We start from the raw sequence: 23,263 nt of genomic DNA, 5'->3' as shown, positions 1-23,263 counted from the left end.
ACTCGCCTCGCAGGGGGCCGCTGGTACAATTCAGGCTGCTAGTGCGCGCCTGCGTCTACTGGTATTTCGTGGGCGCTGGGTACCCTCTATTGCGATTTCACGAGGAGCGAAAGATGCGAGTTGCCATTCGCCGTGCGACATTGATGGTAGTGCTGGCGGTCATGATAGCGGGGTTCACGGTGCCATCGTCCGCGGTGGCCCAGCCTGGCAACCGAGGTCCGCAGTCCGGCGACGCGGCTCTGGAGAAAGCCCCGCTGCCGGTCGATGAGTTCGAGAAGAAGGCCCTCGAAGTGTTGGCCGAGATCAATGCCAACGAGAAGTACCTGAACGTGCCTGAGAACGACGGCCGCATGCTACGGATCATGGTGCAATCGATGGGCGTGAAGCACGCGGTCGAGCTTGGCACCTCGACCGGTATCTCCGGAATCTGGATTGGGCTCGGGCTCAAAGACCATGGCGGCAAGCTTACCACCTACGAGATCGATCCAGGACGCGTCGCCACGGCCCGCAAGAACTTTGAAGCCGCTGGTTTGTCCGACGTGATTACCGTGGTCGAAGGAGACGCCCATCAGGAAGTCACCAAGCTGTCGGGCACGATCGACTTTATTTTCCTTGATGCCGACAAGGAAGGGTACATCGATTATCTCAACAAACTGATGCCGCTGTTGCGTCCCGGCGGCGTGGTTGTTGCGCACAACATCAATCCCCGCATGGCGCATCCACCGTTCATGAAAGCGATCACGGAAGACCCGAACCTGGAGACCGTGGTCCGCGGAGGGATGTCGATCTCGCTCAAAAAGAAGTAAACCGATAGGCCGCTAACGCGCCCGCACAGCAGCGGGTGATTGTGGTATTGCTATTTCGCAAGGCTCGTCGATCGTTGGTCGGCGAGCCTTGTTGTTGGGTATCACGGTTCCCAGCCCCGACAGCACGTTTTCGAGTAGCGGCCGCATTTGGCTGATTTGCTTCAATCGGATCGCCAGGTTCCAGAGCCCTTCGAACTTCTTCCAGCCTGCCGAGTACGCCGCATGACGGGCGCGGGACGAGAGCGTACTCTTGGTTCCGGCAGCCGACAGGATGTTGCGCCAGGTGTAGAACTCGCGGTAAGAGTTCCAATAGCCTTGTTCTAACGCTTCGGGCGACATCTTCGCGGGACGGTAGACCGTGTGGCGGGTGTCGTAGCGATTCCAGTCGCGGTGCAGCAGTCGTCCTTGCTGCTCGATCTGCTGATACAGTCCGGTGGAAGGGTAGGGCGTCATGATGTGGAAAGTGGAAGTCTCGATGCCCTGCTTCACCGCCCAGTCGACCGTGCGGCCAAACACCGACGAGTCATCGTCGTCCATGCCGAACACGAAACTGCCGTTGATCATGACTCCCGCGTCGTGAATCCGCTGGATGGCTAGCGCGTAGTCGCGATTCAAGTTCTGCCGCTTGCCATGCTGTTGTAGATTACTGGTGCTGAGCGTTTCGAAGCCGACAAACAAACTCCGCAGCCCTGCGTCGGCTGCTTTCTCCAGTAGATCCGGGCGTAGCACCGAGTTCACCGTGGCCGCGGCCTGCCAGAGTCGCCCCATGCCGAGCATGGCATCGAACAGCGCTTCGGCGAACCGACGATTACCAAACAAATGGTCGTCCAAGAAGTAAAGGTGCCGGCCCGGCAAGCGATCGATCTCCGCCAGCGCCGCGTCGACGGTCTGCGTGTAGAACGACGAACCACCAGCGAAGAACGCATCCTTGTAGCAGAAGTCGCAATGGTGCGGGCAGCCTCGCGTGACGACGATCGAGTTCGGCACCAGATAGAGATGTCGCTTGATCAGGTCACGACGAATGTTAGGCAGCTCGGTCAGCGAGCGAATGGTCGATTGGTAGCGCGGCTTCGGTTCTCCTCGGCGGAAGTCAGCAAGGAACTGCGGCCAGGTGTCTTCGTCTGGTCCTAGGAAGATAGAATCGGCATGCATCGCGGCTTCGTCGGGTAGCGAGGTCACGTGCAAACCACCCAGGCACACATACGCCCCACGGCGACGATAGTGGTCGGCCAACTCATAGGCTCGGTAGGCCGAAGTGATGTACGCTTGGATCACTACGAGGTCGGGTTCGTCGTCGAGACGCACACGCTCCACGTGTTCGTCTTCGAGTGTCACCTGGTCGTGCTCGTTTAAGTAGCCCGCCAATGTGGCCAACCCCAACGGGGGAAACAAGCTGTATTTCACCGGGCGGAACAACGGGCTCGTGGCTTCGGTCAGCGCCGGTAAGATCATCTTGACCTTCAACGGTTGTCCGCTGGGTGCGCGATGGGCCATGGCTTCCCTTGAGTGGAATGCAGGTGGTGATGGGAGTGGAGTTTTCGCTCAGCATCCACAGCACGGCTTCGAGCAAGTGTGTCGCATCGGCACACCCAGCCGTTCCGAATCGCGCTGCTAGCACGTAAAGTACGGCTCGATCGTGGGAATTGTTTGTCTTTCAAGCGGAAAAACAGGGGTGCGGAATTCGAGTCTTGGAGGAACAGTATTTGCACCTAAATCTTGTTTCGACTTTCTATCGAGAGTTGGCCTTGTAGGGGCACCAGCATTTCGGCCAACATTCTAGGTGAGAGCCTGGCGATAAGGACTGTGGTGATTGCAGCTCCGTCTTTCCATTAATACAGAGATGAGGATGAACGATGCCGGTTCGGAACATTGACAAGATTTTCAATCCTAAGAGCGTCGCCGTGATCGGCGCCAGCCATAAGCCGGACAGCATCGGCCATACCGTGGTCAAGAATATGGTGGACGTAGGCTTCGAAGGCGAACTCTACCCCATCAATCCCAAGCACGAGAGCATCTGCGATCGCCAGTGCTACAAGAATGTCGGAAGTTTGCCGACCACGCCCGACCTGGCAGTCATCTGCACCCCCGCGGCCACCGTGCCGGGGCTGGTGCACGAGTGCGGACAGGCTGGCATCCGCGGGTTGCTGATTCTCTCGGCCGGTTTTCGCGAGATGGGTGAGGAGGGCCGCAAGCTCGAGGATCAACTGCGCCAGGCCGCCAGCGAGTACGACGGCATGCGAATCGTCGGCCCCAACTGCCTGGGTATCATGTCGCCGCACGTGAAGCTGAATGCCAGCTTCGCCAACGCCACACCGGCGCCGGGCCGGGTGGCTTTGATTTCGCAGTCGGGCGCGCTGTGTACCGCGATTCTCGACTGGGCGCGGCAAGAGCATGTCGGCTTCTCGCACTTCGTGTCGCTTGGTAACACACTCGATGTGACCATCGGCGACCTGATCGACTACTTCGCCACCGATTCGTGGACCGAGTCGCTCATTCTGTACGTCGAGTCGATTACCGAAGCCCGTGAGTTCCTATCCGCCGCGCGGGCGTTCTCGCGCAATAAGCCGATCATCGCCTACAAGGCGGGGCGGTTCGCCGAATCGGCCGAGGCTGCCGCGTCGCACACCGGGGCGATGGCCGGCGTCGACACCGTGTACGAGGCCGCGTTCAATCGGGCGGGCATCGTTCGCATTACCGAAATGAGCGACATGTTCGACTGCGCCGAACTGCTCGCTCGTCAGGAACCTCCCAAGGGACCACGCCTGGCGATTCTCACCAACGCTGGCGGCCCGGGCGTGATGGCGACCGACGCCTTGCTCGACCGCGATGGGGTGCTCGCGAAGCTCAAGCCCGAGTCGATTGAGAAACTCAACGAATTCCTGCCGGCCGCGTGGTCGCATGGCAACCCGGTCGACGTGCTGGGCGACGCCTCGCCTGAGCGACTTGGCAAGGCTTTGGATATTGTCGTCGCCGACGAGGGAGTCGACGCGGTGCTGGTGGTGTTTGCCCCGCAAGCGATGAGCAAGCCGCTGCAAGCTGCCGAAGCGGTGATTGAAGTCGCTAAGAAAACCAAGAAGCCAGTGCTCACCAGTTGGATGGGCGGGGTCTCGATGGCCGAAGCGATCGATCGCTTCAACCGCTCTGGCATCCCCACCTACGCGGCCCCTGAGCCGGCCGTGCGGGCCTTCATGTACCTGGTGTCGTACGCCCGCACGAAGGAAGTGCTGTACGAAACACCCCGCGAGGTGCCGGTTGGCTTCCGACTCGACCGCGGCAAACTCCGCGGAGTGTTCGACACCATCCTCAGCGAAGGCAACGACACGCTGACCGAAAGCACGTCGAAGGCGTTGCTCGAGTCGTACGAAATTCCGGTCGCCAAACCGTACGTTGCTCGTACGGCCGAAGACGCGGTGAGCCTGGCCGAGCGGCTTGGCTATCCCGTCGTGCAAAAGATTCTCTCGCCGGAGATCACGCATAAAACCGATGTCGGCGGCGTCGAGTTGTCGCTCGCTACCGCGGAAGAGGTGACCGCGTCGTTCAATCGCATCGTCGGCAAAGCGGCCGAGCTACGCCCCGACGCCCACATCGAGGGTGTCACCGTGCAGAAGATGATCACTAGCCCGGTTGGCCGCGAGCTGATCGTCGGTGCCCGCCGCGACGCGGTGTTTGGCATGGTGCTGTTGGTCGGTGCTGGTGGAACCTCGGCCGAGCTGTTCAAAGATCGGGCGCTCGAGCTACCACCGCTTAACGAACGACTCGCCCGCCGCAGCCTCGAGGCACTCAAGTCGTGGCCGCTACTCACCGGCTACCGTGGCCGCCCGCCGGTGAATATCGATCGGCTGATCGAGGTGCTCATTCGGCTGTCGTACCTGGTGGCTGATTATCCGGAGATCAAAGAGTTCGACGTCAATCCGTTGCTGGTCACTCCCGACGACGTGATCGCGCTCGACGCCCGGGTGATTCTCGACCACGACATGATCGTCAATCCGCCGAAGCGGTTCTCGCACCTTGCGATTCGTCCCTACCCCGAGGAGTTTACCCGCCGGGTCGAGATGAAGGATGGCCGCCAAGTGTTGCTGCGGCCGATCAAGCCCGAAGACGAACCGATGTGGCACGACATGCTCGCCAGCTGCTCGAAGGAGTCGATCTGGTTCCGCTTCCGGTACCTGTTCAAGAAGAGCACGCACGACATGGCCACCCGGTTCTGCTTTATCGACTACGATCGCGAAATTGCGATCGCCGCCGAGATGGAAGAGAACGGGCAGCGCAAACTCGTCGGCGTTAGCCGATTGGTGCCCGATGCCGATTGCATCAACGCCGACTACGGGGTGCTGGTCGCCGATCCGTATCAAGGGCAGGGGCTCGGTTCGATTCTCACCGACTACTGCCTGGAGATCTGCACCAACTGGGGCATTCGCACGATCGTAGCCGAAACCGCCCCGCAGAACCAGCGGATGATCAGCATCTTCACGAACCGCGGCTTCAAGCTGAAAAGCTCGCCTGGCGACGACGTGGTGCTCGGCGTGAAGGAAATGGTAGAAGAGATGGCCAGCAGCAAGGCATAACTCGCCATTGTCACCGACTTTCTCCCCCCGACCCGCGACAGGCCCCCCGGCCTGTTGCGGGTCTTTTTTATGGAGAGCGCCGACACCTGCCGCGAGTGCCTCTTGCCGTATGTTGTGGGGAACGAGTAATCTCTGGTGATTGGGAACCAAGTCGGCCGTGTGTGTGGTCGGCCTAACGAAGGGGAGGGGAGTGCGGCGTGCCGTTACCGATGGAATTGTGGCTAATTCATCCCGAGGAGCAGGCGATCGATGCCTTTGCGCAGCGGTTCGCTGGTCTTCCCTCGGTCCGCACGATGCAGTCGACTTTTGAAGAACTCGCTCCGCACGACTGCTTTGTAACCGCGGCCAACTGCTATGGCATCATGAACGCCGGTATCGACGCGGCCGTGGTGCGGAAGCATGGTAGCGAACTAGCCACCCGCATTCAGTATCGCATTCTCGACGAGTTTCTCGGTGAGCAACCAGTCGGCACCGCGATCATCGAACCGACCGGCAGCACCGCCTACCCGTACGTCTGTCACGCCCCCACGATGCGGACGCCAGGCTCGATTGGCAACACCGACAATATCTATCGAGCCACGTTTGCCGCACTAACCGCAATCTATCGGTACAACACGCAGCATGGACACCCGATCGAAACCGTGGCCCTGCCTGCCATGGGCTGCGGCTTCGGCGGTGTCGACTATTCCGAGTCGGCACGCCAGATGGCCGCCGCGTACAAGCATTACCTCGACCCGCCTCACCGACTCGATTGGAACACCGTGATCGAACGAGAAAAACGCATTACCTACGATGGCGATCAGAAAGTTGTCGGTCGATCCAATCAAAAACGAAGCGAATAACCAGCCTCGCGTCTTAGTATTTGCAGCTCTGCTGCTCGAGGAAGTTTCTGGCCACGGATGAACACGGATATGCACGGATTGGTACGGATTGGTACGCGGCATCTAAGGGCTCTATCGCGTTAATCGGATGTTCGTAGTATCCTCGCGTTGTTTACGACGAGCAAGACGGCCGACGGCCGCTTCGGTGAAACGCCATTGCCCTTCATGGAGGAATGCATGATTTCGATTGCCCGCTGCCTCGGCCTCGTTACGGTGGTTGCCTTATTGCTGGGCATGCCTGCTGTGGTTGGAGCCGAGTTTGGCAGCCTGTTAGATATTCCCACCTTCGTGTTTATTGGATTGGGGACGCTGGCCATTGTACTGATCGGCAGCGAGCCAAGTGGCTGGGGTGGCACTTGCCGAGTGTTGTTCTATAGCCAAGCTGCTGCTGGCGAGAGCGACTACCATCTAGCGGCTTCACAGTTCCGCCTGGCCAGCCGAGGGGCCATCGCCTGTAGCGTGCTGTATTTCTTGCTAGAAGCCATGGCCATCTTGAGCGATATGTCGGACCCTGCCAAAATCGGCCCCATTATTCGCCTCTGCCTGCTCGGCCCACTCTACGGGCTCGCGCTCTCGGAACTTCTGCTCCACCCGATGGCCGTGGCCATCGAGACAAAGTGGAAGCGAACGAAGGCTCTGTAGGCTCCGTAAGCGTGGGGGCTCTCGACCCAACTGGGGGGTACTGCATCGGAGTGGCTAACATTCGGTGCCTTGATGTCCGTGTGGATGTGGTCACGGAGGATCACGGATCTGCACGGATTGGTTATGCGCTTTTTGGGTTAGCCCCGGCGACAACTGAAAGTGCCGGAGCTTGCCAGTTGGCGGTGGTGGTAACTTTCGTTTCACATCGCTAGCTTCCGCCTGCGGCGGCGGGCTCAACGATTTGTCGGAATGTTCCAGATTGTACTGGGAAATGGCCACTGAGAGTGTTCTAATGGACAGGTGTTTTAGGGCTGTCGGCTTTCAGCTATCGGCTGTTGGCTTTTGGATGAAAGGAGGTGATAGAGGTGAGATGATCGTCTGAATATCAGACCCCTAGCGACGCGCCGGCGGATGTTTGCTGGCGTGGGCGTTCGCTGCTGCGCGCGTGTCAAAGCTGTAGGCTTTAGGCTGTAAGCGGTAGGCTGAGATCTTTCAGTCGCCGGAAGCTCCCTCAAGATGACATTCCGCATTCAGAACACCCAACTTCCAACCCCCAACTACCAACCAGAATAGTTTCCCATGGGTGGGAATCTATTTTGGGCAACTATCGCGGAGGTGTTGATGTAAATCCATACAGATACACGACTTGCGATAGTTTCCCACCGCGAAAATAGATTCCCACTCGATGCGTTATTGGGAATGGGAATCTATTCGACGCCGAAAACCACTGGTTTTATAGCGTGGGCGAAGATTCATTTTGCCCATCGGTGGGTAAATTGGGAATCTATTCGTTCGCTGCATGCATCGCCGCCGGATGGGTTACAGTTCGTCGTGCCATTCCATGAGCGTTTCGAGGTGCACTTCGATGCAGTCGGCCAGGACTTCGGGGTTGTAGCCCCCTTCGAGTACGCTGACCAGGCGACCGTCGGCGTGGGTCTCGGCGACTTTGAGCACCGCGCGGGTGAGCGTTTGGTAATCCTCGGTCTCGAGGCCCAATGCTCCGACCGGGTCGAGGTGATGGGCGTCGAAGCCCGCGCTGATGATCACCAGCTGCGGTCGCATGCGTTCGGCCAGCGTTTCGAGCGCTTTAGTGAAGTGGTCGATGTAGTCGGTGCGCGACGTGCCGAGTTCGAGCGGCACGTTGAGCGTGGTGCCGAGCCCGTCGCCTTTGCCGGTTTCGTCGGCCGCGCCGGTGCCGGGATAGAAAGGCCAGCGATGAATCGAGAGAAAGCCAACCTGAGGATCGTCCCAAAAAATGTCCTGCGTTCCGTTGCCATGATGAACGTCCCAATCGATCACGAGCACGCGTTCGATGTCGAGTTGGCGGGTTGCCATCCGCGCGGCAGTGGCGACGTTGTTGAACAGGCAAAACCCCATCGCCCCGTTAGGCAATGCATGGTGCCCCGGCGGGCGAATCAGGCAAAACGCTTGATGATCCTCGCCGGCGACGACCCGCTGAACCGCATCGCAAGCAGCCCCGGCCGCCAGCATGGCGACGTCGGCCGAGCGGTCGCTCACGTAAGTGTCTTGCTCGATCCATCCACCCCCTTTACTGGCAAACTCGCGAACCATGGCAATGTGCGAACGATCGTGCACTTGCGCCAGCTGAGCAATCGTGGCCGGCTCCCAGCTAGGACGGCGACAGTGAGGTCCCAGGGCGACGAAGTTCATATGACGCACGATCGGCAGCAACCGCCCGGGATTCTCGGGGTGGGTGTTGCCGGTTTGGTGTTCCTGGAACTGGGGATTGTAGTAGAGGAGCGTCATGGTGTTGCCTGCAGGAGAGGGCCGCAACGCAGCAAGCTTCGGCGGCGGCTTGTTCAAAGTAATGCAGGCAGCAGCCGGGTGCAATGTGGTTTGCTGCGAGCGAGCCGGCGGTTACCGCGTTTTCAGGAGCATTTCGATTTCGCTTGGTGACAACGCGCCATGGTAGATGCGGAAATCGTCGACTTTGCCAGTTAGGTAAGGATCGGAATATTGAGAACGACCAATCCAGTTTTGCGAAGTATTCCCTAATCGATACGGAGGAAAATGAATATCGTCCCGCACTGCAACCGCCTGCCCATCGACGTACAGCGTCGCGGTGCGATCGGATAGAGTGACCGCGACATGCACCCAGCGATGCAAAGGCAGGGGAGAAGGGGATTCGACTACTTGCTCGTTATGGTAATAGACCGTGCTGACAGCGAAGCTGCACTTTCCGTTCGCATTCGAAGGAGTGAGGTACATGGAGAAGCCTCGGTCGTCGCCGAAATCAAAAACCCGCGACCAGGTTGCCTGCTCGTCGACCTGCACCCAGCAAGCGATCGTAAAGTCGCTCAACTGGCTGACCACCCCGGTCGGCAGCTCAACGTAGTCGTCGACTCCGTCGAGAGCGACTGCTTGACCGGATAAACCAGCGACAAGTTTAGCCCCGTGCATTACATAAGATGGACTGTCGGCTTGTGACTCGCGATGCTCGTCGAACTCGTACCGCGATACCAGAGTCGGGGCTGTCGACAGGCATACGACCTCGGAACGTGAGACCGGAACCCCCTCGACGATAGCTTCTACGTAATAGTAGTAAGTTCCGCGCGGCAAATTCGAATCGGTATAGGTAAGTGGATCATGGATATCGCTGGCAATCACGTTGAAAGGACCCTCGGGCTGAGTAGCTCGCGAAAGCTGATACGACGTCGAGTTGGCCGCTCCCCACCACGACAGTTCCACGTTATGCGAACGCAACCTTGCGGTGAGGCCGCTTGGGCGGGGCGAAGCGACTTGCGGATCGATAGTTGCAGTAAGGGTGCCGAAGCCGGGTTGATCGAAGGTCGACGCGTGACCTCCAGCTCCAGGTTCGGGGCGCAGTTTGGCCGCGTACTGAGAACTATATGGAGCAGCGATGCCAAGACGATGGACGTAATGATTCACAACCAGTTCGTATCCCGCTCGAAGATTGCCGCGACCGTTGTCGGAGATGGTTGCCTGCTCACGATGGTCGCCGCGCTGGCCGGTACCCCAAGCGTAGGGGACATAAGGAACTGGTTGGTTGAGGTTGTACTTGGCAACGTACTCCGCGCCGGCCAGAAAACGGTTGTTGCGATAGCCATACAGATCGTCGCCTTGGTGCCATGCGGTTTCGCAGATGGGGCCAAGAAGCGCGATGCCAAGGGTGGAATGCCCTTGGTCGCGACCGGCCTCTTGCCATTGGCCAAGATTGCCGGGATGCACGTAGTAAATGGCTTTGTCGAGTGCGCCGTTGCCGCGGCCGTGAAACAGGTATTGCATGGCTTCGTCGTACAAGTCGCGACGGTCGCAGAGAACGCCGATGGCTTGAATCGACGCAATGTTACAGAGATCCCAATTCGCCCAGTAGTTGGTAATAGCCGCCTCGTTGTGTTCGGTGAGGAATTGATGATTCATCGGGTAGAACACTTCGAGCATCATCTGTTGAAACCGGCCGAAGTCGTCGTGACTCCAACCGGGATAGGTTCGCATGATTTCTGCCGCGTTCGCAAATTGATAACCATAGATTCCCGCAGCCAGGAACCGATCGGAGTTTCCGCGGATGTGTTTGAGTGTCGAAGACCAGCCATTAAGAATCTCGACTGCTTTGTCAGCATAGGCTTTGTCGCCTGATACCTTCCAACGCAGCGCCAAGCAATAGGTTGCGTGCATGTCGTTGAATAGCACCGGAAAGTTCTGCCCAGGGCCTCCTCGAACGATGGTCTCCGTGGGGCGAGGTTGCCAGTTGAGTTGGGCGTGGCGGCTTTGCTCCAAGACTTGCCAACCTGCCAGCCAGGGTTGCTGGTTGTCGGCCAGTTTGGATCGCATGCGGGCGAAGTCGTCTTCGGTGTGAAGCAGACCGGGATGATTGAAAGCAGGGGGAGAAGTTGGTTCGATGGCAAACGCTTGAGTACTGGCAAGCCAGAGACAAAGCAGAAACAGAGAGTGCAGGGGGGAGGACATGGAACTTGCTGGAATCTGTCGACGGAATGGAGGGGCTACTGGCATTATACCTTGTACGAAAACAGGTGCATTGTCAGACGAAACTCCTACGAGCGCACAAAGAAGCCCGGCGGGCGGCCTTGGCCACCCACCGGGCTGGGAGTCTGCAACTTGGTTGACTTTTGCTTGTTACTGCAAGTGGTTAGGAGCCTATCGCTGCGTAACGGTCGACGAGTCGGCACCGCTGCGGACCGCTGGGTTCAGGTCGAACCGGTCGAGGTTCATTACCTTGTTCCAGGCAGCGACAAAGTCGTGTACGAACTTCTCTTCGGCGTCGTCGCTGCCGTACACTTCGGCCAGCGATCGCAGTTGCGAGTTCGAACCGAAGATCAAGTCGACGCGGGTGCCGGTCCACTTGAGTTCGCCCGAAGCACGATCGTATCCTTCGAACACGTTTTCGTCGTCGGCCGACTTCTTCCATTGCGTGCCCATGTCGAGCAGGTTCACAAAGAAGTCGTTGGTCAACTTACCAGGAGTCTCGGTAAAGACGCCCAGGTCGGTGTCTTCGAAGTTCGCGTCGAGCACACGCATGCCGCCGACGAGCACGGTCATCTCCGGAGCGGTCAGGTTTAGCAGGTTCGCACGGTCGACGAGCAATTGTTCGCCGGGGCGAGTGTGACCTTCCCGCATGTAATTGCGGAAACCATCGGCCGTGGGCTCAAGCACCGCGTAGGCTTCGGCGTCGGTCTGCTCTTGAGAAGCATCGGTACGCCCAGGCGTGAACGGCACTTCCACGTCGTGGCCGGCATCCTTGGCTGCTTTTTCCACGGCAGCACAACCGCCGAGCACGATGACGTCGGCCAGCGAGATCTTCTTGTCGCCCGACTGCGAGCTATTGAAGTCCTGCTGAATCTTGGTCAACACCTTGAGCACCTTCGACAACTGGGCGGGTTCGTTGACTTCCCAGTTCTTGGCCGGAGCCAAGCGAATGCGGGCACCGTTGGCACCGCCCCGCTTGTCGGAGTCGCGATAGCTAGCGGCCGAAGCCCAGGCGGTCGAAACCAAATCGGAAACCGACAAGCCCGATTCGAGAATCTGCGACTTCAGAGCAGCAACGTCGTTATCGCTAACTACTGTGTAATTCACTGCGGGCAGAGGATCTTGCCACAGGAAGTCTTCGACCGGAATCTCTGGACCCAAGTACCGCGACACAGGACCCATATCGCGATGCGTCAACTTGAACCAAGCCTTGGCAAACGCCTTTTCGAACTCTTCAGGATGCTCGTAGAAGCGTTTCGAGATCTTGGCGTATTCCGGATCGGTCTTCAGCGCGATGTCGGTGGTAAACATCATGGGAGCATGTGTCTTCGATGGATCGTGTGCATCAGGCACGGTGCCATCGCCGGAACCATCGACAGGAGTCCACTGCTGAGCGCCGGCTGGGCTCTTGGTGAGTTCCCATTCGTAGCCGTACAGGTGTTGGAAGTAATCGTGCGACCACTGGGCGGGCGTGGTGGTCCAGGCACCTTCGAGACCGCTGGTAATGGTTTGATCGCCGTTGCCTTTGCCGAGCTTGTTGTGCCAGCCGAGCCCCTGCTCTTCGATGCCGGCACCTTCGGGCTCGGGACCCACGTACTTGGCGGGACTTGCCGCCCCGTGAGCCTTACCAAAAGTATGACCACCCGCGATGAGGGCCACGGTTTCTTCGTCGTTCATCGCCATGCGGCCAAACGTGAGGCGAATCGCCTGGGCGGCAGCCATCGGATCGGGCTTGCCTTTGGGGCCTTCGGGGTTCACGTAAATCAGGCCCATGGTGGTTGCCCCGAGGGGGGTATCGAGATCGTCGCCACCTTTGTAACGCTCGGTGCCCATCCATTCGCTTTCAGGTCCCCAGTAAACGTCTTCCTGCGGAACCCAAACGTCTTCGCGGCCGCCAGCGAAACCGATGGTTTCAAAACCCATCGACTCAAGCGCGCAGTTTCCAGTGAGCACCATCAGGTCGGCCCACGAGAGCTTATCACCATACTTTTGCTTGATGGGCCAAAGCAACCGACGAGCCTTGTCGAGATTCGCGTTGTCGGGCCAGCTGTTGAGCGGCGCGAAGCGTTGCGTTCCGTCCGAGGCACCACCTCGACCATCCGCCACGCGATACGTACCGGCGCTGTGCCAGGCCATACGAATGAAGAACGGGCCGTAGTGACCATAGTCGGCTGGCCACCAATCCTGCGAATCGGTCATCAGCGCTTTGATGTCCTTCTTCACTTCAGCCAGATCCAACTTGCTAAACTCTGCGGCGTAGTCGAAGTCGGGACCCATCGGATTGCTGAGCGGCGAGTTCTGGTGAAGAATCCGCAGGTTCAGCTGATTCGGCCACCAGTCGTCGTTGGTCATATAACCAGTCGACGTGTTGCCATGCATGCCGATCCCAGCGGTGCTTGGACTATCAACGGCAGTCTGCTGGGCCGAAGCGGCCATGGCGGTGAAGCTTTGCAACGCGCCGGTAATCGGGCACCGACTTGGTGCTTGTGCCAACTGCTCACTGTGTTGCACAGGGTGGGCGCTCAACGACGCTGCCACCTGAGTCTGAGGCTCGTCTGCCTGCGCCATGCCATTGGCAAGTAACGCGGCCGCGAGCACGAACGATCGCACTTTCATATCTGACCTCCTGGATAGAACCCCATAAAGAAATACAAGCTGGAGAGGCGAGCCTACGTGTCATAGCCCATTTCCTTCCTCCTCGGGGGAGTATATCCCTGGTGATGCAATGCGCCCAATGCATAGCTATAATAGATGCAATGCACATCATGCATGATAGTTTAGGGAACCTACCAACATGGACATCGAACAACTTAAGCAGTTTTTGCAGGTTGCCCGGCTTGGCAATATTACCAGGGCTGCCGAGGAGCTCGCCATCTCGCAACCGACACTCAGCCGGTCGATTCAACGACTGGAAGAAGAGTTCGGCCAGCCGTTATTAGAGCGTAAGACTCGCGCGGTGGCACTCACCGATGCAGGTGTATTGTTGAAAAGTCGCGCCGAGCAAATCATCGGCATCCTCGACGATACCAAAGCCGAGATGACCGACGACGGGCGGAGCGGTCGATTGCGCATCGGGGCAATTCCCACGATTGCGCCCTACTTTCTGCCAGACTTTCTCCGCTATTTCCGTGAGCAGTTCGCCGAAGCGGTGATGATTGTGCAGGAAGAAACTACCGACAACCTGCTGGCGTCCTGCAAACAAGGAGAGGTCGACTTGGCGATCTTAGCGCTGCCGATTGCAGCGAAGTACGTCGATACCGAAGCACTGTTCGACGAAGAATTACTGTTAACGATGCCGGTCGGACATCCTTTGGCAACGAAAAAGAGAGTGGTTGTCGACGATGTCGAGCCGTACCCGTTTGTGTTGCTGGGGGAAGCACACTGCTTGACCAGCAGCGTGGTAAGTTCGTGCCGCCAACGATCGTTTCAGCCGGTAGCGGTCGAACGCACCAGTCAGCTGGCAACCGTGCAGGAACTGGTATCGCTAGGGCATGGCGTGTCGATGATTCCGAAGATGGCGCACCGCTGCGACGCTTCGAAAACCAGAGTCTATCGTTCATTCGATGGTGCAAAGCCGAAGCGCACCGTGGCCATGGCCTGGAATCCTTACCGATTCGAGAGTCGGCTGCTGCTAGCCTTGCGTGATAAGCTGCGTGAATACTGTAGCGAACATTATTCGGCGTGATCCTCTCGACTCTCTCACCCAAAGATGCTTTGCAAACTAGACACTTGGCAAGTAAAGTGGCCCCAACACAGGACTTTGTGAATCTGACTGATGGGGAAAACGCCTTCACTTTGCTGCTTTCGCGAAACTTAGGCAGCTTAGGTAGTTGCCGCACTTGTGAAGTGAGTAGTCACGCCCTATACAGTCAGGGTTACTTTGACCAACGTTGCCAGTTCCAATCCTTCAAAAAAGAATCAGACCACCAATCTAGCCTATGCCCAGCGACCAGAAACTCCGTGAAGAAGTTGATTACCTTGGCCGTGAATTTGGCGATGCATTTGCTCGCTTCGAAGGCGCTGAGGCCTTTGAGTTGGTCGAAGCCGTGCGGGCCGAAGCCCGGCGATTTTGCGATGGCGACGAAACCGCCGGCGAGCAACTTGCCGAACGGCTGGCTGGGCTCTCGCTCGATCAAATTCGGATTGTGGTCAAGGCCTTCAGCCTTTTCCTTGAGTTAGCCAATCTGGCCGAAGACCGTCAGCGGATGCGAGTGCTCCGCGAACGGGCGAGCGAGTGCTATCCCGGTCCCTATCACGAATCGGTGCGTGCCGGTGTAGCGACGCTTAAGGATCAAGAGTTTTCCGCCGAAGAGGTACAAGCCGCGCTCGAAAAGATTGATATCGAGTTGGTATTCACCGCGCATCCCACCGAAGCGAAGCGACAAAGCCTACGTTCGAAGCTGCGTTTGATTCGCCATCTGCTGGCCGATCGCGATGCGGGCAATCTATCGCAAGGCGATGTGAAAGCGATTGAAGAGAAGATCAAGCTGGAGTTGCTCAAGCTCTGGCAAACCAACCTCGTCCGCCCGATGCGTCCCACTGTGTTGGAGGAAGTGCGCCGGGGGCTGGCGATTCAAGAACCATTATGGCGAACGGCTCCGCGAATCATTCGCGACCTCCGCGACGCGATCACCGAATACTTCCCCGACCAACCGGTTACTGTGCCGCGCGTACTGCGATTTGGTAGTTGGATGGGGGGCGACCGCGACGGCCATCCTCACGTAACTTCCGACATCACTTTACAAACCGTGTTGTGGCTGCGTCATGCCGCGGTCGAGGCCCATCTCGATACCTGCAAGCGATTGCTTGAATCGCTGAGCATGGCATGCAGTCACACACATAGCTGCGACGATTTGCTTACTCAAACGGAGTCCGCTTGCGAGAATTGGCCAGCCTTACAGGCCGAACTCGAAGGACTTGCACCGGAGGAAGGCTACCGCCAGTGGCTGCGCGTGATTTGGTGGCGACTCGAGCAGACCCGCGCGCTTGGTCTCGAAGGACCTTGGCCCGATGGTGCCTATGTGTCGTCGAAGGAGTTGGCCGCCGATCTGGAGTTGGTGAAAAGTGCATTGATTGAGACTGGCAATGTCGAAATCGCTAGCTCGGAGTTGCAGGCGTGGCTCGATCAGATCACGGTTTTCGGATTGCACTTCGCCCGGCTCGACATTCGTCAGCATTCCGAAGTCTATAAGTCGGTAATCGAAGAGATTTGGCGTGCTACGCGACTGATCGGCGATGGCGAACTGACTGAAGAACGCCGGATGGAGGTACTGCAACAAACATTGCCAGTCGCCCCGAACCTGTCGCCGGTCGAGGTGTCGAGCATCGCCCGCGAGACGCTTCAACTGTTCCGCGTGCTCCGTCGCATCGCTCGCCGATTTGGCATGGGACCACTCGGCATGCATGTAGTAAGCATGACCCACAACGCGAGCGACTTGCTCAATGTTCTCTGGTTATGGAAGTGGTCGGAGCGTGTCGACGGAGGCCATCCCAGTGACCCGGAACTGCGACTGCCGATTGTGCCGTTGCTCGAAACGGTTTCCGACCTGCAGCATGGATCGCAAGTGTTGCGCGATGCTCTGGCAGTCACCGAGTATCGCGAGCATGTTCGTGCACTCGGCGATCAGCAAACCGTGATGGTTGGATACAGCGACAGCACCAAAGATGGCGGCTATCTGGCTGCGAACTGGGCACTGCAACTTGGTCAGATCGAAGTGTTCGAAACCTGTAAGCAACTCGGCGTGCACGTTGGATTCTTCCATGGCCGTGGTGGCTCGCTCGGCCGCGGCGGCGGCCCCACCGCCCGCGCGATTCTTTCGCTGCCAGGCGAAACGTTCGACGGCTCGTTGCGATTGACCGAGCAGGGCGAGGTGTTGGCCGAACGATACGACGACACGCTGGTTGCCTATCGGCATCTGGAGCAGGTGTTCTGGAGCACGCTCATGGCAGCAACGCACGATTATTCAACCGACCAGATCGACGTCTGGCGAGGCTTCGGCGAACGCATGGCTCAATGCTCGCTCAAGGCCTATCGGTCGTTGATCGAGCAGCCCGGCTTTGTCAGCTTCTTCCGCAATGCGACGCCGATCGACGGCATCGAACGGTTGCAAATCGGCTCGCGCCCCGCGAAACGCAAGGGGAGCGATCGGATCGAGGACCTTCGAGCGATCCCATGGGTCTTCTCCTGGACGCAGTGCCGATGCTTGCTGCCTGCTTGGTACGGAATGGGAACCGCGGTCGCTGAGGAATTAAAAGATCCAGAAGCAACCGCCAAACTGCAAGAGATGTACCGCAGCTGGCGTTACTTCCGTGCCATGGTCGACAATGCGGTGCTGGCAGTGTCGAAGGCCAACATGCCGGTGTTCCGTCGCTACGTCGCATTGGCAATGGAGTCGGCCGCCGACCCCGAACCAATCGAGCGGATCGCCGAGGCAATCTATGCCGAACACCAACGCACCCGCGAAGCGCTGGAAGTGATCACCGGCAGCGAATCCTTACTGCAAGACATTCCTTGGCTGAAGCGTTCGATCACGGTGCGAAACCGGTACGTCGATCCGCTGAACTTCATCCAAGTCGAACTGCTCCGCCGAACCAAGCTGAAAACAACTGACGAAGCCGCCGTCGAGGAACTCGACCGGGTGAGTCAGCTAGCCATCAAAGGCGTGGCAGCCGACATGCGAACTACCGGCTAACGACCGACAATCAGCACCGTCGACGGGGGGGGGACGGACGAGGTTCCCACTAAGTTACCGGCTTGGTAGAATACTCGGCTGCGGACTTTTCGCCATCGGCCAAGAGTCCCTTGCCCATGGCAACGAAGCGTTGCCCCCGTAGCTCAGGGGATAGAGCATCGGTTTCCTAAACCGTGTGTCGCAGGTTCGAATCCTGCCGGGGGCGTTTGGGTCTAGTGCATCACGCGGTTGCTGTAGAGCGGCAGGTGGCGGTAGTAGACCTCCAGGATGTAAATCGACAGGCAGGTGGTGTAGAGTCGGCCGCCTGCGGTGCCATGACGGTCGCCCGCTTGAGTCCAGCTGCCACGTTCGCGGCCCGTTTTTTCTTGCTTGCTGGGGAGTAATTCGCGCATGATGCCGTTCCACTCTTTCCAGGGCTCTCCCTCCATGTGATGCATCACCTGCGTCGCATAGTACCAGTGATACATATTGCGTTCGTTCCACTCCGGTAAGAAGCCTCGCAGATAGCTCACTCCGTCTACAAGGCGATGATCGTCTCGAGACCATCCCAGGTACTGCCGGCAAAGCAAGCCTTCGGCTGTCATCGCAGGGGTCACACTTTGGTTGGGTTGGTAGGAATAGCGACTGCCATATTCGTGATCGAAGCTGTTCAAGTAATTTCTTAGGTTCTCGAACGTGTCGCTAGGGACTTCGACGCCAGCCATCCGGGCGCTCTGCAGTGCCATCGCAAACCAACCGGTCACCGAAAGGTCTTCATCGGTTCCGGGAGTGTAACGCCAGCCCCCTTTCTTGGTTTGAATCTTTACGCAGTAGTCCACCGCTTTTTGGGCGGGCTTACGAAGTTCGTAGTCGCCTGTCATGGCATAGAGTTCGCATAAAGCCATCGTGCACTGGGCGTGGGTATACAGGCGGTCGTTGCCGACTTCGCCATAAAAATGCCCATCGTCGTGCTGTTGTGAAAGGAGCCAATGCCAGCCTCGGGCGACAACTCGGTAGAAAGGATCTTCGGGCGGCGATTTGTGAGTATGTCCATGCCCTTGAAAGGCGAGTAGCGCCATGGCGGTGGCCGCCTCGAGGTTCTCACGGCTAGTCGCCCCACCACGATAGGGGCCCTGTAAACTCCATGAACCATCACGTCGTTGATTGCGGGCGAGCCACTTGAGTCCCTCGATCACGGCGTTCTCGGTGCCAGATGTTCCACCGGTGGCTGCCAGCATCGCTTCGCGCATGCCAGGCTCACGACCTTTTAGCTCCAGTCCGACTGATATCGAAGGAGTATCGCTCCCCAGCACCAGTCCGTTGGGTTGAATCGCAGTCAGATCAGGCATGCTGAATGGGTTTTCGACCACCGGCAAGTCCTGCGGCATGATTTCGTCGGTCTGAAGCTCCAGGTCGGCGGTGGGAGTAAGATCGGGAATCGCATCGAGATCGGCATCGATGTCGTTTTCACCAAACTCCGCCACCAAGACGAACGGGCTATCCTCCACTACCACCATGGCCAATAGGCCAAGCACAATGAAAGCCACCATGTGTATTGCCGCACTCAAAAGCCACGGCGGGGCACCGCGAATCACCGAGCCGAAGTCGAACAGCGGTTCGACCAGGGCAGGGGGCTCCTCGGAATTGGGGTCCATGGCCGAAGCTGGCCGCCGGCCAGGAGGGGTGATATCAGAGTCGATCGCCGACGGCAGCTCAACCAGGTCGAGATGGGCATCGGCGGATGGCATAGAAATATACTCAGAAATTGCGAGGGTTTAGGCGAACCACGAGCCAACCGAAGGGTCTCTATAGGAAACCTATCGACCACGAGGCGAGCCGGCAACCAAGTTGCCAGCACCAGCGGGTCGAAACATCGGAGAAAGTTCCCCCTGACGATCAACCAATATATATTTCGGCAAGAATCGCTCAGGCATTCCCATTTCGATGGACGATACGCTTTATTTGTGAGGTAGTATTGCTGGTGGACGCCCCCCTTTGCCGGAGTCGGCCACACACGATATACTCTTTACTTCCCGGTCAGGGCAAATAGCCCAGTAACTGACCCGCAGGAACAAATGTCGCGGGGTGGAGCAGCCAGGTAGCTCGCGAGGCTCATAACCTCGAGGTCGTCGGTTCGAATCCGGCCCCCGCCACTTTTTCTAAACCCAAGCCAAACCTGGACTTAGGTTACCCGGCCACGCGAGCCGGAGCGGCCCTTTGCCGAAGCCAAAGAGGGAATGCTAAGAGGGATGTTGCACAGACATCCCTCTTTGCGCCCTCTGCAACTGCAAAGGTCGTCCCCATGCCCCGCCTTTTTCACCGGCCGCCGAAGTACCGTTTGCACAAGACGACCAAGCAGGCCGTCGTATCTTTTTTCGGCAAGCACATCTATCTTGGACCGTACGGCTCGCAAAAAAGCCATCAGCGATACCAAGAAGTGCTGAAGGACTGGGAAGCGGCTCGGCACCAGCCATCTGAACAGCGGCAAACTGACGAACTCCCCCTGGAGCCCGCCGAGAAGCTCGTGCTGAGCGTTACTCCAAACATGCTGCGAGAGAAGCGGCTTGCCGGTTCGCCCATCACCATCAGCGAGCTTATCTACGTCTACCGGCAACACACCCACGAGTACTACCGCAAAAATGGCGAGGTGACTCGCGAGGCGGGGGCGATCGACGACGCCTTGCGTCTGCTTCGAAAACACCATGCAACAACCTACGTTGCCGAGTTCGGTCCGCTTGCTCTCGATGAATTGCGGCATGCCATGGTTAGAGAGCTGGATTGGTCGCGGAAGTACATTAACAAGCAGGTCAATCGAATCAGGGCGATGTTTAAATGGGCATCGTCTAAAGAGATCGTCGATGCCGCCGTGCCTGTAGCCTTGCAACAGCTTGCAGGGCTAAAGAAGGGAAGAACTAAGGCGAGGGAAACTGAACGCATCACGCAAGTGGACGATGCTGTGATCGATGCAACGCTTCTACATCTCCCCCCGATGGTAGCCGATATGGTTCGCTTTCAGCGTTTAACGAGCGCCCGACCTGGGGAAGTATGCAGTCTTTCGCCAGGCGATATTGATCGTTCGGGGGAAGTGTGGATTTATCGACCAGCGGAGCATAAGACGGAGCATTTCGAAAAGGACCGAGTTGTAGCTATCGGTCCTCAAGCTCAAGCCATCTTGAAGCAGTACTTAGGTAGGTTAGAGACCGACTATTGCTTTTCGCCTGCGGAGTCGGAACGGATGCGACGAGCCTTGGCGACAGCTCGACGCACAACGCCACTCTCTTGTGGCAATCGTCGAGGCACCAATCGCAAGACATCGCCCAAGCGATCGGCCAACGATCGCTATACAACCGCCAGCTACCGCCGGGCCATTCATCGAGCCTGTGACAAGGCAGGTGTCGATAAGTGGTCGCCAAATCGCATCCGCCATACCGCTTCAACAGAGATTCGAAAGCGGTTTGGAATCGACGCGGCAAGAGCCGTTGACGGACATGGTTCGACTAGTACTACCGAAATCTATGCAGAGCTAGACCTGCAAAAGGCGATCGAGGTAATGCGAGAGATTGGTTAGAGCCCTGCTTCGTCGAGAGCAGAATCAATTGCACCACACAGGTCATCCACTTCTTGGGGTGTTTCCAAGACGGGATTGCCGATAAACCGCTCCAGTGCTTCCAGGGAAGCAAAACGAATCCCCCCAATCATGACGGTATCCAAACGTCGGCCCCGAGCCCCTTTGGTAGCCCACCGATAGAGCGTTGAATAGTGAATCTTTTTGCCTCCTCTTTTGGGCAAGAGATTCGGTAACGCCTTTAGTGGGATCAGTCGATTCGGATCGGTAGTTCGATTTGTCATGATATGTTCGTCCATGATTGGGGGATTGAGACGGAAGAGACCAAACAACACTTGTTGATCTGCAACGAGAACTGGCACGAGTCAATCTGTGGTTTCGTGGACATCGACACCGAATCCGGCCCCGACACACGAAGGCCAATTCTTGCATACCCACAGAGTATAGTTGGAGTCCCATTTCATTTGAGTTGACGGGTAGCACTCACCACATCGTATGCAAAACACCTCGCAGGCACGCTTGGGAGGACGATAGGGGTCTCTGTAATCGGGGGCTGATGACCGACGGAGACCCCGTCTATGCTTCTTGTAGTGACGAGCCTTTGCTTGTTTTCTACTGCGTTTACTTGCCATCGCACGAGTCCTTTCTAGTAACAAAAAAAGAGTGTTAGTAATCAATCGCCGTAGAGGGTTCCACGCCGAGTTCCAACGCTTTGCGATCGACTTCAATCGCCATATTGCGCTTGCCGACTCCGCCCTGCAGATCAGCCAGGACTTCGCGGAAGAATTGCTCGTTGTCTTCGATCACTTTCGAGATGCGGGCATACATGCCGATGAAGATGCCCACGACCTGGGCTATCTGCTTGCTTGAGTCAATGTGACCTTTGGGGAGTGCGGTGAGATCTGCTCCCACTGACAAACCGGTCCAGTCCTTAAAGCGTTCCCGCATGAGTTCCCAATCGGTGTGGTTGGGAGTGCTTTTAGGATGCTTGCGATTCACTGGGCCGTCTGTGAGTCGCAACCAATCTTGAGTGAGCTTGCTGATGATGGCTGAGCGTTTACTGATCCAGTCGTCGACCGTATCGACTCCGAACTGAGTTAGCTTGGCACGCCGCAGCTGTATCTCGATGCGGATTGCTGCTTCTGGCAGTTTTCCCCATCTGCGACTGATAAGCAGGCCACGCTTGTAAGGATTGTGCGAGGTCTCTTCCAGCTTGTCGTATACGACGAGGCGCAGAGGTGATTTGCCAATGGCAAAGCCGGTTGGTTTGCGGGCGGCCAGGTGCTCACTGGCGAATCGCAAATCATGGTACGCTTGGCGGTGTTTTGCCCGCGTGACCATATGCCCTTCTTTGAAGGCATGGTACAACGAATCGATGGCAACACCTGGGAGGTCAACAGCCGCATCGACTCTAGAGAGGGCGTGCCGGTGAATCTTGCTTCCGAGTGCCTCAAATAGTGCTTGCATCTCCCGCCAAGTATCCAGGAAGCCCAGCCTCATTAGAGTCGCCGAAGTGGCTTGGGCCGTGGCGTTAGGCGTATGACCTTCGCACTTGTCCGAATCTCTCAGCAGAAGCTCAATGCCTTGTCCGCTTTGGAGCTTCCACTTAATGGCCAATGCCCGGTTGCCACCTCCTAAACGACCGCCCTGGGGAGCCACAACAAGCCGGTGGTCTCCAAGATGGAGAACGTCGTTGTTTGGTGGAGTGCCACGTTTAGGATCAGAACGCTCTCTCGATCTTGCGGATGCCTGTGCTATTTCGAGTTGTTTCTTTAAGGCATCGAAGTCTTCGTACTCGACCCAGAAGCTAACCGTGAGATAGTCTTCACCGCCGGTAGTGAGGTTCTGCCAGGGGGTGATACTAGCTGCCCCCTGGCTGTCTTCCCATTCGCCAGGATCGAACGAGAGGTCGGCGTCCGATAGATAGGACTGCTGCGCAGCCGTGTTGTCGCCTTCGGCGGGGACTGGGGGACCCCCCGCCGTTCCCCCAGACCCCCTTCCCACCACCTCTTCTCTGTGTTCCTGGGGCGGGTGAGGGTTCTGTCCTCCGCTGACGGGAGCCGGCTGCGCCGGCCCCCGCTCCGCGGCGGCTTGGGACCGCCGGCGCGGAGCGGGGGTCGGCGAGCCTTGGGAGTCGTGTTCAGATTGATTCGAGCTGTTCATGCCC

At 57.9% G+C, this 23,263-nt stretch carries 14 protein-coding genes and 2 tRNA genes; 9 read left to right on the top strand and 7 right to left on the bottom strand.

The window, feature by feature from the left end:
* The first annotated feature begins 113 nt into the window (after nucleotides 1-113).
* Entirely contained in the window at nucleotides 114-806 is a 693-nt protein-coding gene (locus Pan181_RS14210) for an O-methyltransferase (RefSeq protein ID WP_145247460.1), read from the top strand.
* 12 nt (nucleotides 807-818) lie between these two features.
* On the opposite strand, the gene Pan181_RS14205 is transcribed toward Pan181_RS14210, so the two are convergent.
* Nucleotides 819-2,300 (bottom strand): B12-binding domain-containing radical SAM protein, encoded by a 1,482-nt coding sequence (locus Pan181_RS14205; protein ID WP_197528357.1) that lies wholly within the window; start codon nucleotides 2,298-2,300, stop codon nucleotides 819-821.
* A 359-nt stretch (nucleotides 2,301-2,659) separates the two neighbouring features.
* On the opposite strand from Pan181_RS14205, the gene Pan181_RS14200 reads away from it, so the two are divergent.
* From Pan181_RS14200 to Pan181_RS14190, 3 genes are all read left to right on the top strand, one after another.
* Nucleotides 2,660-5,371 (top strand): bifunctional acetate--CoA ligase family protein/GNAT family N-acetyltransferase, encoded by a 2,712-nt coding sequence (locus tag Pan181_RS14200; RefSeq protein WP_145247458.1) that lies wholly within the window; start codon nucleotides 2,660-2,662, stop codon nucleotides 5,369-5,371.
* A gap of 209 nt (nucleotides 5,372-5,580) precedes the next feature.
* Nucleotides 5,581-6,213 (top strand): macro domain-containing protein, encoded by a 633-nt coding sequence (locus Pan181_RS14195; RefSeq protein ID WP_231943596.1) that lies wholly within the window; start codon nucleotides 5,581-5,583, stop codon nucleotides 6,211-6,213.
* A gap of 216 nt (nucleotides 6,214-6,429) precedes the next feature.
* Nucleotides 6,430-6,894, top strand: a complete 465-nt coding sequence (locus Pan181_RS14190; RefSeq protein ID WP_145247454.1) for a hypothetical protein — start codon at nucleotides 6,430-6,432, stop codon at nucleotides 6,892-6,894.
* Nucleotides 6,895-7,713: 819 nt separating this feature from the next.
* Here the strand turns inward: Pan181_RS14190 and Pan181_RS14185 are convergent.
* The 3 genes from Pan181_RS14185 to katG form a co-directional block, all read right to left on the bottom strand.
* A complete protein-coding gene (locus Pan181_RS14185) occupies nucleotides 7,714-8,661 on the bottom strand; it encodes a histone deacetylase family protein (RefSeq protein ID WP_145247452.1) in 948 nt (315 codons plus the stop codon).
* A gap of 111 nt (nucleotides 8,662-8,772) precedes the next feature.
* Nucleotides 8,773-10,842 carry a LamG-like jellyroll fold domain-containing protein gene (locus Pan181_RS14180; RefSeq protein WP_197528356.1) on the bottom strand — a complete coding sequence of 690 codons (2,070 nt, stop codon included), beginning with the start codon at nucleotides 10,840-10,842 and terminating at the stop codon, nucleotides 8,773-8,775.
* Between the two features lie 189 nt (nucleotides 10,843-11,031).
* Nucleotides 11,032-13,296, bottom strand: a complete 2,265-nt coding sequence (gene katG / locus Pan181_RS14175) for a catalase/peroxidase HPI (protein ID WP_391483998.1) — start codon at nucleotides 13,294-13,296, stop codon at nucleotides 11,032-11,034.
* Nucleotides 13,297-13,654: 358 nt separating this feature from the next.
* Here katG and Pan181_RS14170 point away from each other — a divergent pair, with 358 nt between their 5' ends.
* The 3 genes from Pan181_RS14170 (at nucleotide 13,655) to Pan181_RS14160 (ending at nucleotide 17,757) form a co-directional block, all read left to right on the top strand.
* Nucleotides 13,655-14,545: a LysR family transcriptional regulator gene (locus Pan181_RS14170; RefSeq protein ID WP_145247446.1), complete on the top strand. Its 891-nt coding sequence runs from the start codon at nucleotides 13,655-13,657 to the stop codon at nucleotides 14,543-14,545.
* Nucleotides 14,546-14,798: 253 nt separating this feature from the next.
* Nucleotides 14,799-17,552, top strand: a complete 2,754-nt coding sequence (gene ppc, locus Pan181_RS14165; protein WP_145247444.1) for a phosphoenolpyruvate carboxylase — start codon at nucleotides 14,799-14,801, stop codon at nucleotides 17,550-17,552.
* 132 nt (nucleotides 17,553-17,684) lie between these two features.
* Nucleotides 17,685-17,757: transfer RNA gene (locus Pan181_RS14160), tRNA-Arg, on the top strand.
* A gap of 7 nt (nucleotides 17,758-17,764) precedes the next feature.
* On the opposite strand, the gene Pan181_RS14155 is transcribed toward Pan181_RS14160, so the two are convergent.
* On the bottom strand, nucleotides 17,765-19,279 hold the full coding sequence (locus Pan181_RS14155) for a prenyltransferase/squalene oxidase repeat-containing protein (RefSeq protein WP_231943595.1): 1,515 nt from the start codon (nucleotides 19,277-19,279) through the stop codon (nucleotides 17,765-17,767).
* Nucleotides 19,280-19,610: 331 nt separating this feature from the next.
* Here Pan181_RS14155 and Pan181_RS14150 point away from each other — a divergent pair.
* Nucleotides 19,611-19,684 (top strand) — tRNA-Met (locus Pan181_RS14150).
* A 149-nt stretch (nucleotides 19,685-19,833) separates the two neighbouring features.
* Entirely contained in the window at nucleotides 19,834-21,099 is a 1,266-nt protein-coding gene (locus tag Pan181_RS14145) for a tyrosine-type recombinase/integrase (protein WP_145247442.1), read from the top strand.
* Here Pan181_RS14145 and Pan181_RS14140 read toward each other — a convergent pair.
* Together Pan181_RS14140 and Pan181_RS14135 are read right to left on the bottom strand one after the other, a co-directional pair.
* A complete protein-coding gene (locus Pan181_RS14140) occupies nucleotides 21,096-21,395 on the bottom strand; it encodes a DUF1580 domain-containing protein (RefSeq protein WP_145247440.1) in 300 nt (99 codons plus the stop codon). The genes Pan181_RS14145 and Pan181_RS14140 overlap by 4 nt on opposite strands.
* A gap of 367 nt (nucleotides 21,396-21,762) precedes the next feature.
* Nucleotides 21,763-23,259, bottom strand: coding sequence for a hypothetical protein (locus tag Pan181_RS14135; RefSeq protein ID WP_145247438.1), 1,497 nt, complete (start codon nucleotides 23,257-23,259; stop codon nucleotides 21,763-21,765).
* Between the last annotated feature and the right edge of the window lie 4 nt (nucleotides 23,260-23,263).

The organism is Aeoliella mucimassa (assembly GCF_007748035.1).
Lineage (GTDB): Bacteria > Planctomycetota > Planctomycetia > Pirellulales > Lacipirellulaceae > Aeoliella > Aeoliella mucimassa.
This window is presented reverse-complemented; position numbering and strand designations above follow the sequence as displayed.

What these genes read in the sequence shown, in the direction of transcription:
- Pan181_RS14210 (WP_145247460.1), top strand. Translation starts at nt 114, where the DNA reads ATGCGAGTTGCCATTCGCCGTGCGACATTGATGGTAGTGCTGGCGGTC.
- Pan181_RS14205 (WP_197528357.1), bottom strand. Translation starts at nt 2,300, where the DNA reads ATGGCCCATCGCGCACCCAGCGGACAACCGTTGAAGGTCAAGATGATC.
- Pan181_RS14200 (WP_145247458.1), top strand. Translation starts at nt 2,660, where the DNA reads ATGCCGGTTCGGAACATTGACAAGATTTTCAATCCTAAGAGCGTCGCC.
- Pan181_RS14195 (WP_231943596.1), top strand. Translation starts at nt 5,581, where the DNA reads ATGGAATTGTGGCTAATTCATCCCGAGGAGCAGGCGATCGATGCCTTT.
- Pan181_RS14190 (WP_145247454.1), top strand. Translation starts at nt 6,430, where the DNA reads ATGATTTCGATTGCCCGCTGCCTCGGCCTCGTTACGGTGGTTGCCTTA.
- Pan181_RS14185 (WP_145247452.1), bottom strand. Translation starts at nt 8,661, where the DNA reads ATGACGCTCCTCTACTACAATCCCCAGTTCCAGGAACACCAAACCGGC.
- Pan181_RS14180 (WP_197528356.1), bottom strand. Translation starts at nt 10,842, where the DNA reads ATGTCCTCCCCCCTGCACTCTCTGTTTCTGCTTTGTCTCTGGCTTGCC.
- katG (WP_391483998.1), bottom strand. Translation starts at nt 13,296, where the DNA reads ATGGCCGCTTCGGCCCAGCAGACTGCCGTTGATAGTCCAAGCACCGCT.
- Pan181_RS14170 (WP_145247446.1), top strand. Translation starts at nt 13,655, where the DNA reads ATGGACATCGAACAACTTAAGCAGTTTTTGCAGGTTGCCCGGCTTGGC.
- ppc (WP_145247444.1), top strand. Translation starts at nt 14,799, where the DNA reads ATGCCCAGCGACCAGAAACTCCGTGAAGAAGTTGATTACCTTGGCCGT.
- Pan181_RS14155 (WP_231943595.1), bottom strand. Translation starts at nt 19,279, where the DNA reads ATGCCATCCGCCGATGCCCATCTCGACCTGGTTGAGCTGCCGTCGGCG.
- Pan181_RS14145 (WP_145247442.1), top strand. Translation starts at nt 19,834, where the DNA reads ATGCCCCGCCTTTTTCACCGGCCGCCGAAGTACCGTTTGCACAAGACG.
- Pan181_RS14140 (WP_145247440.1), bottom strand. Translation starts at nt 21,395, where the DNA reads ATGGACGAACATATCATGACAAATCGAACTACCGATCCGAATCGACTG.
- Pan181_RS14135 (WP_145247438.1), bottom strand. Translation starts at nt 23,259, where the DNA reads ATGAACAGCTCGAATCAATCTGAACACGACTCCCAAGGCTCGCCGACC.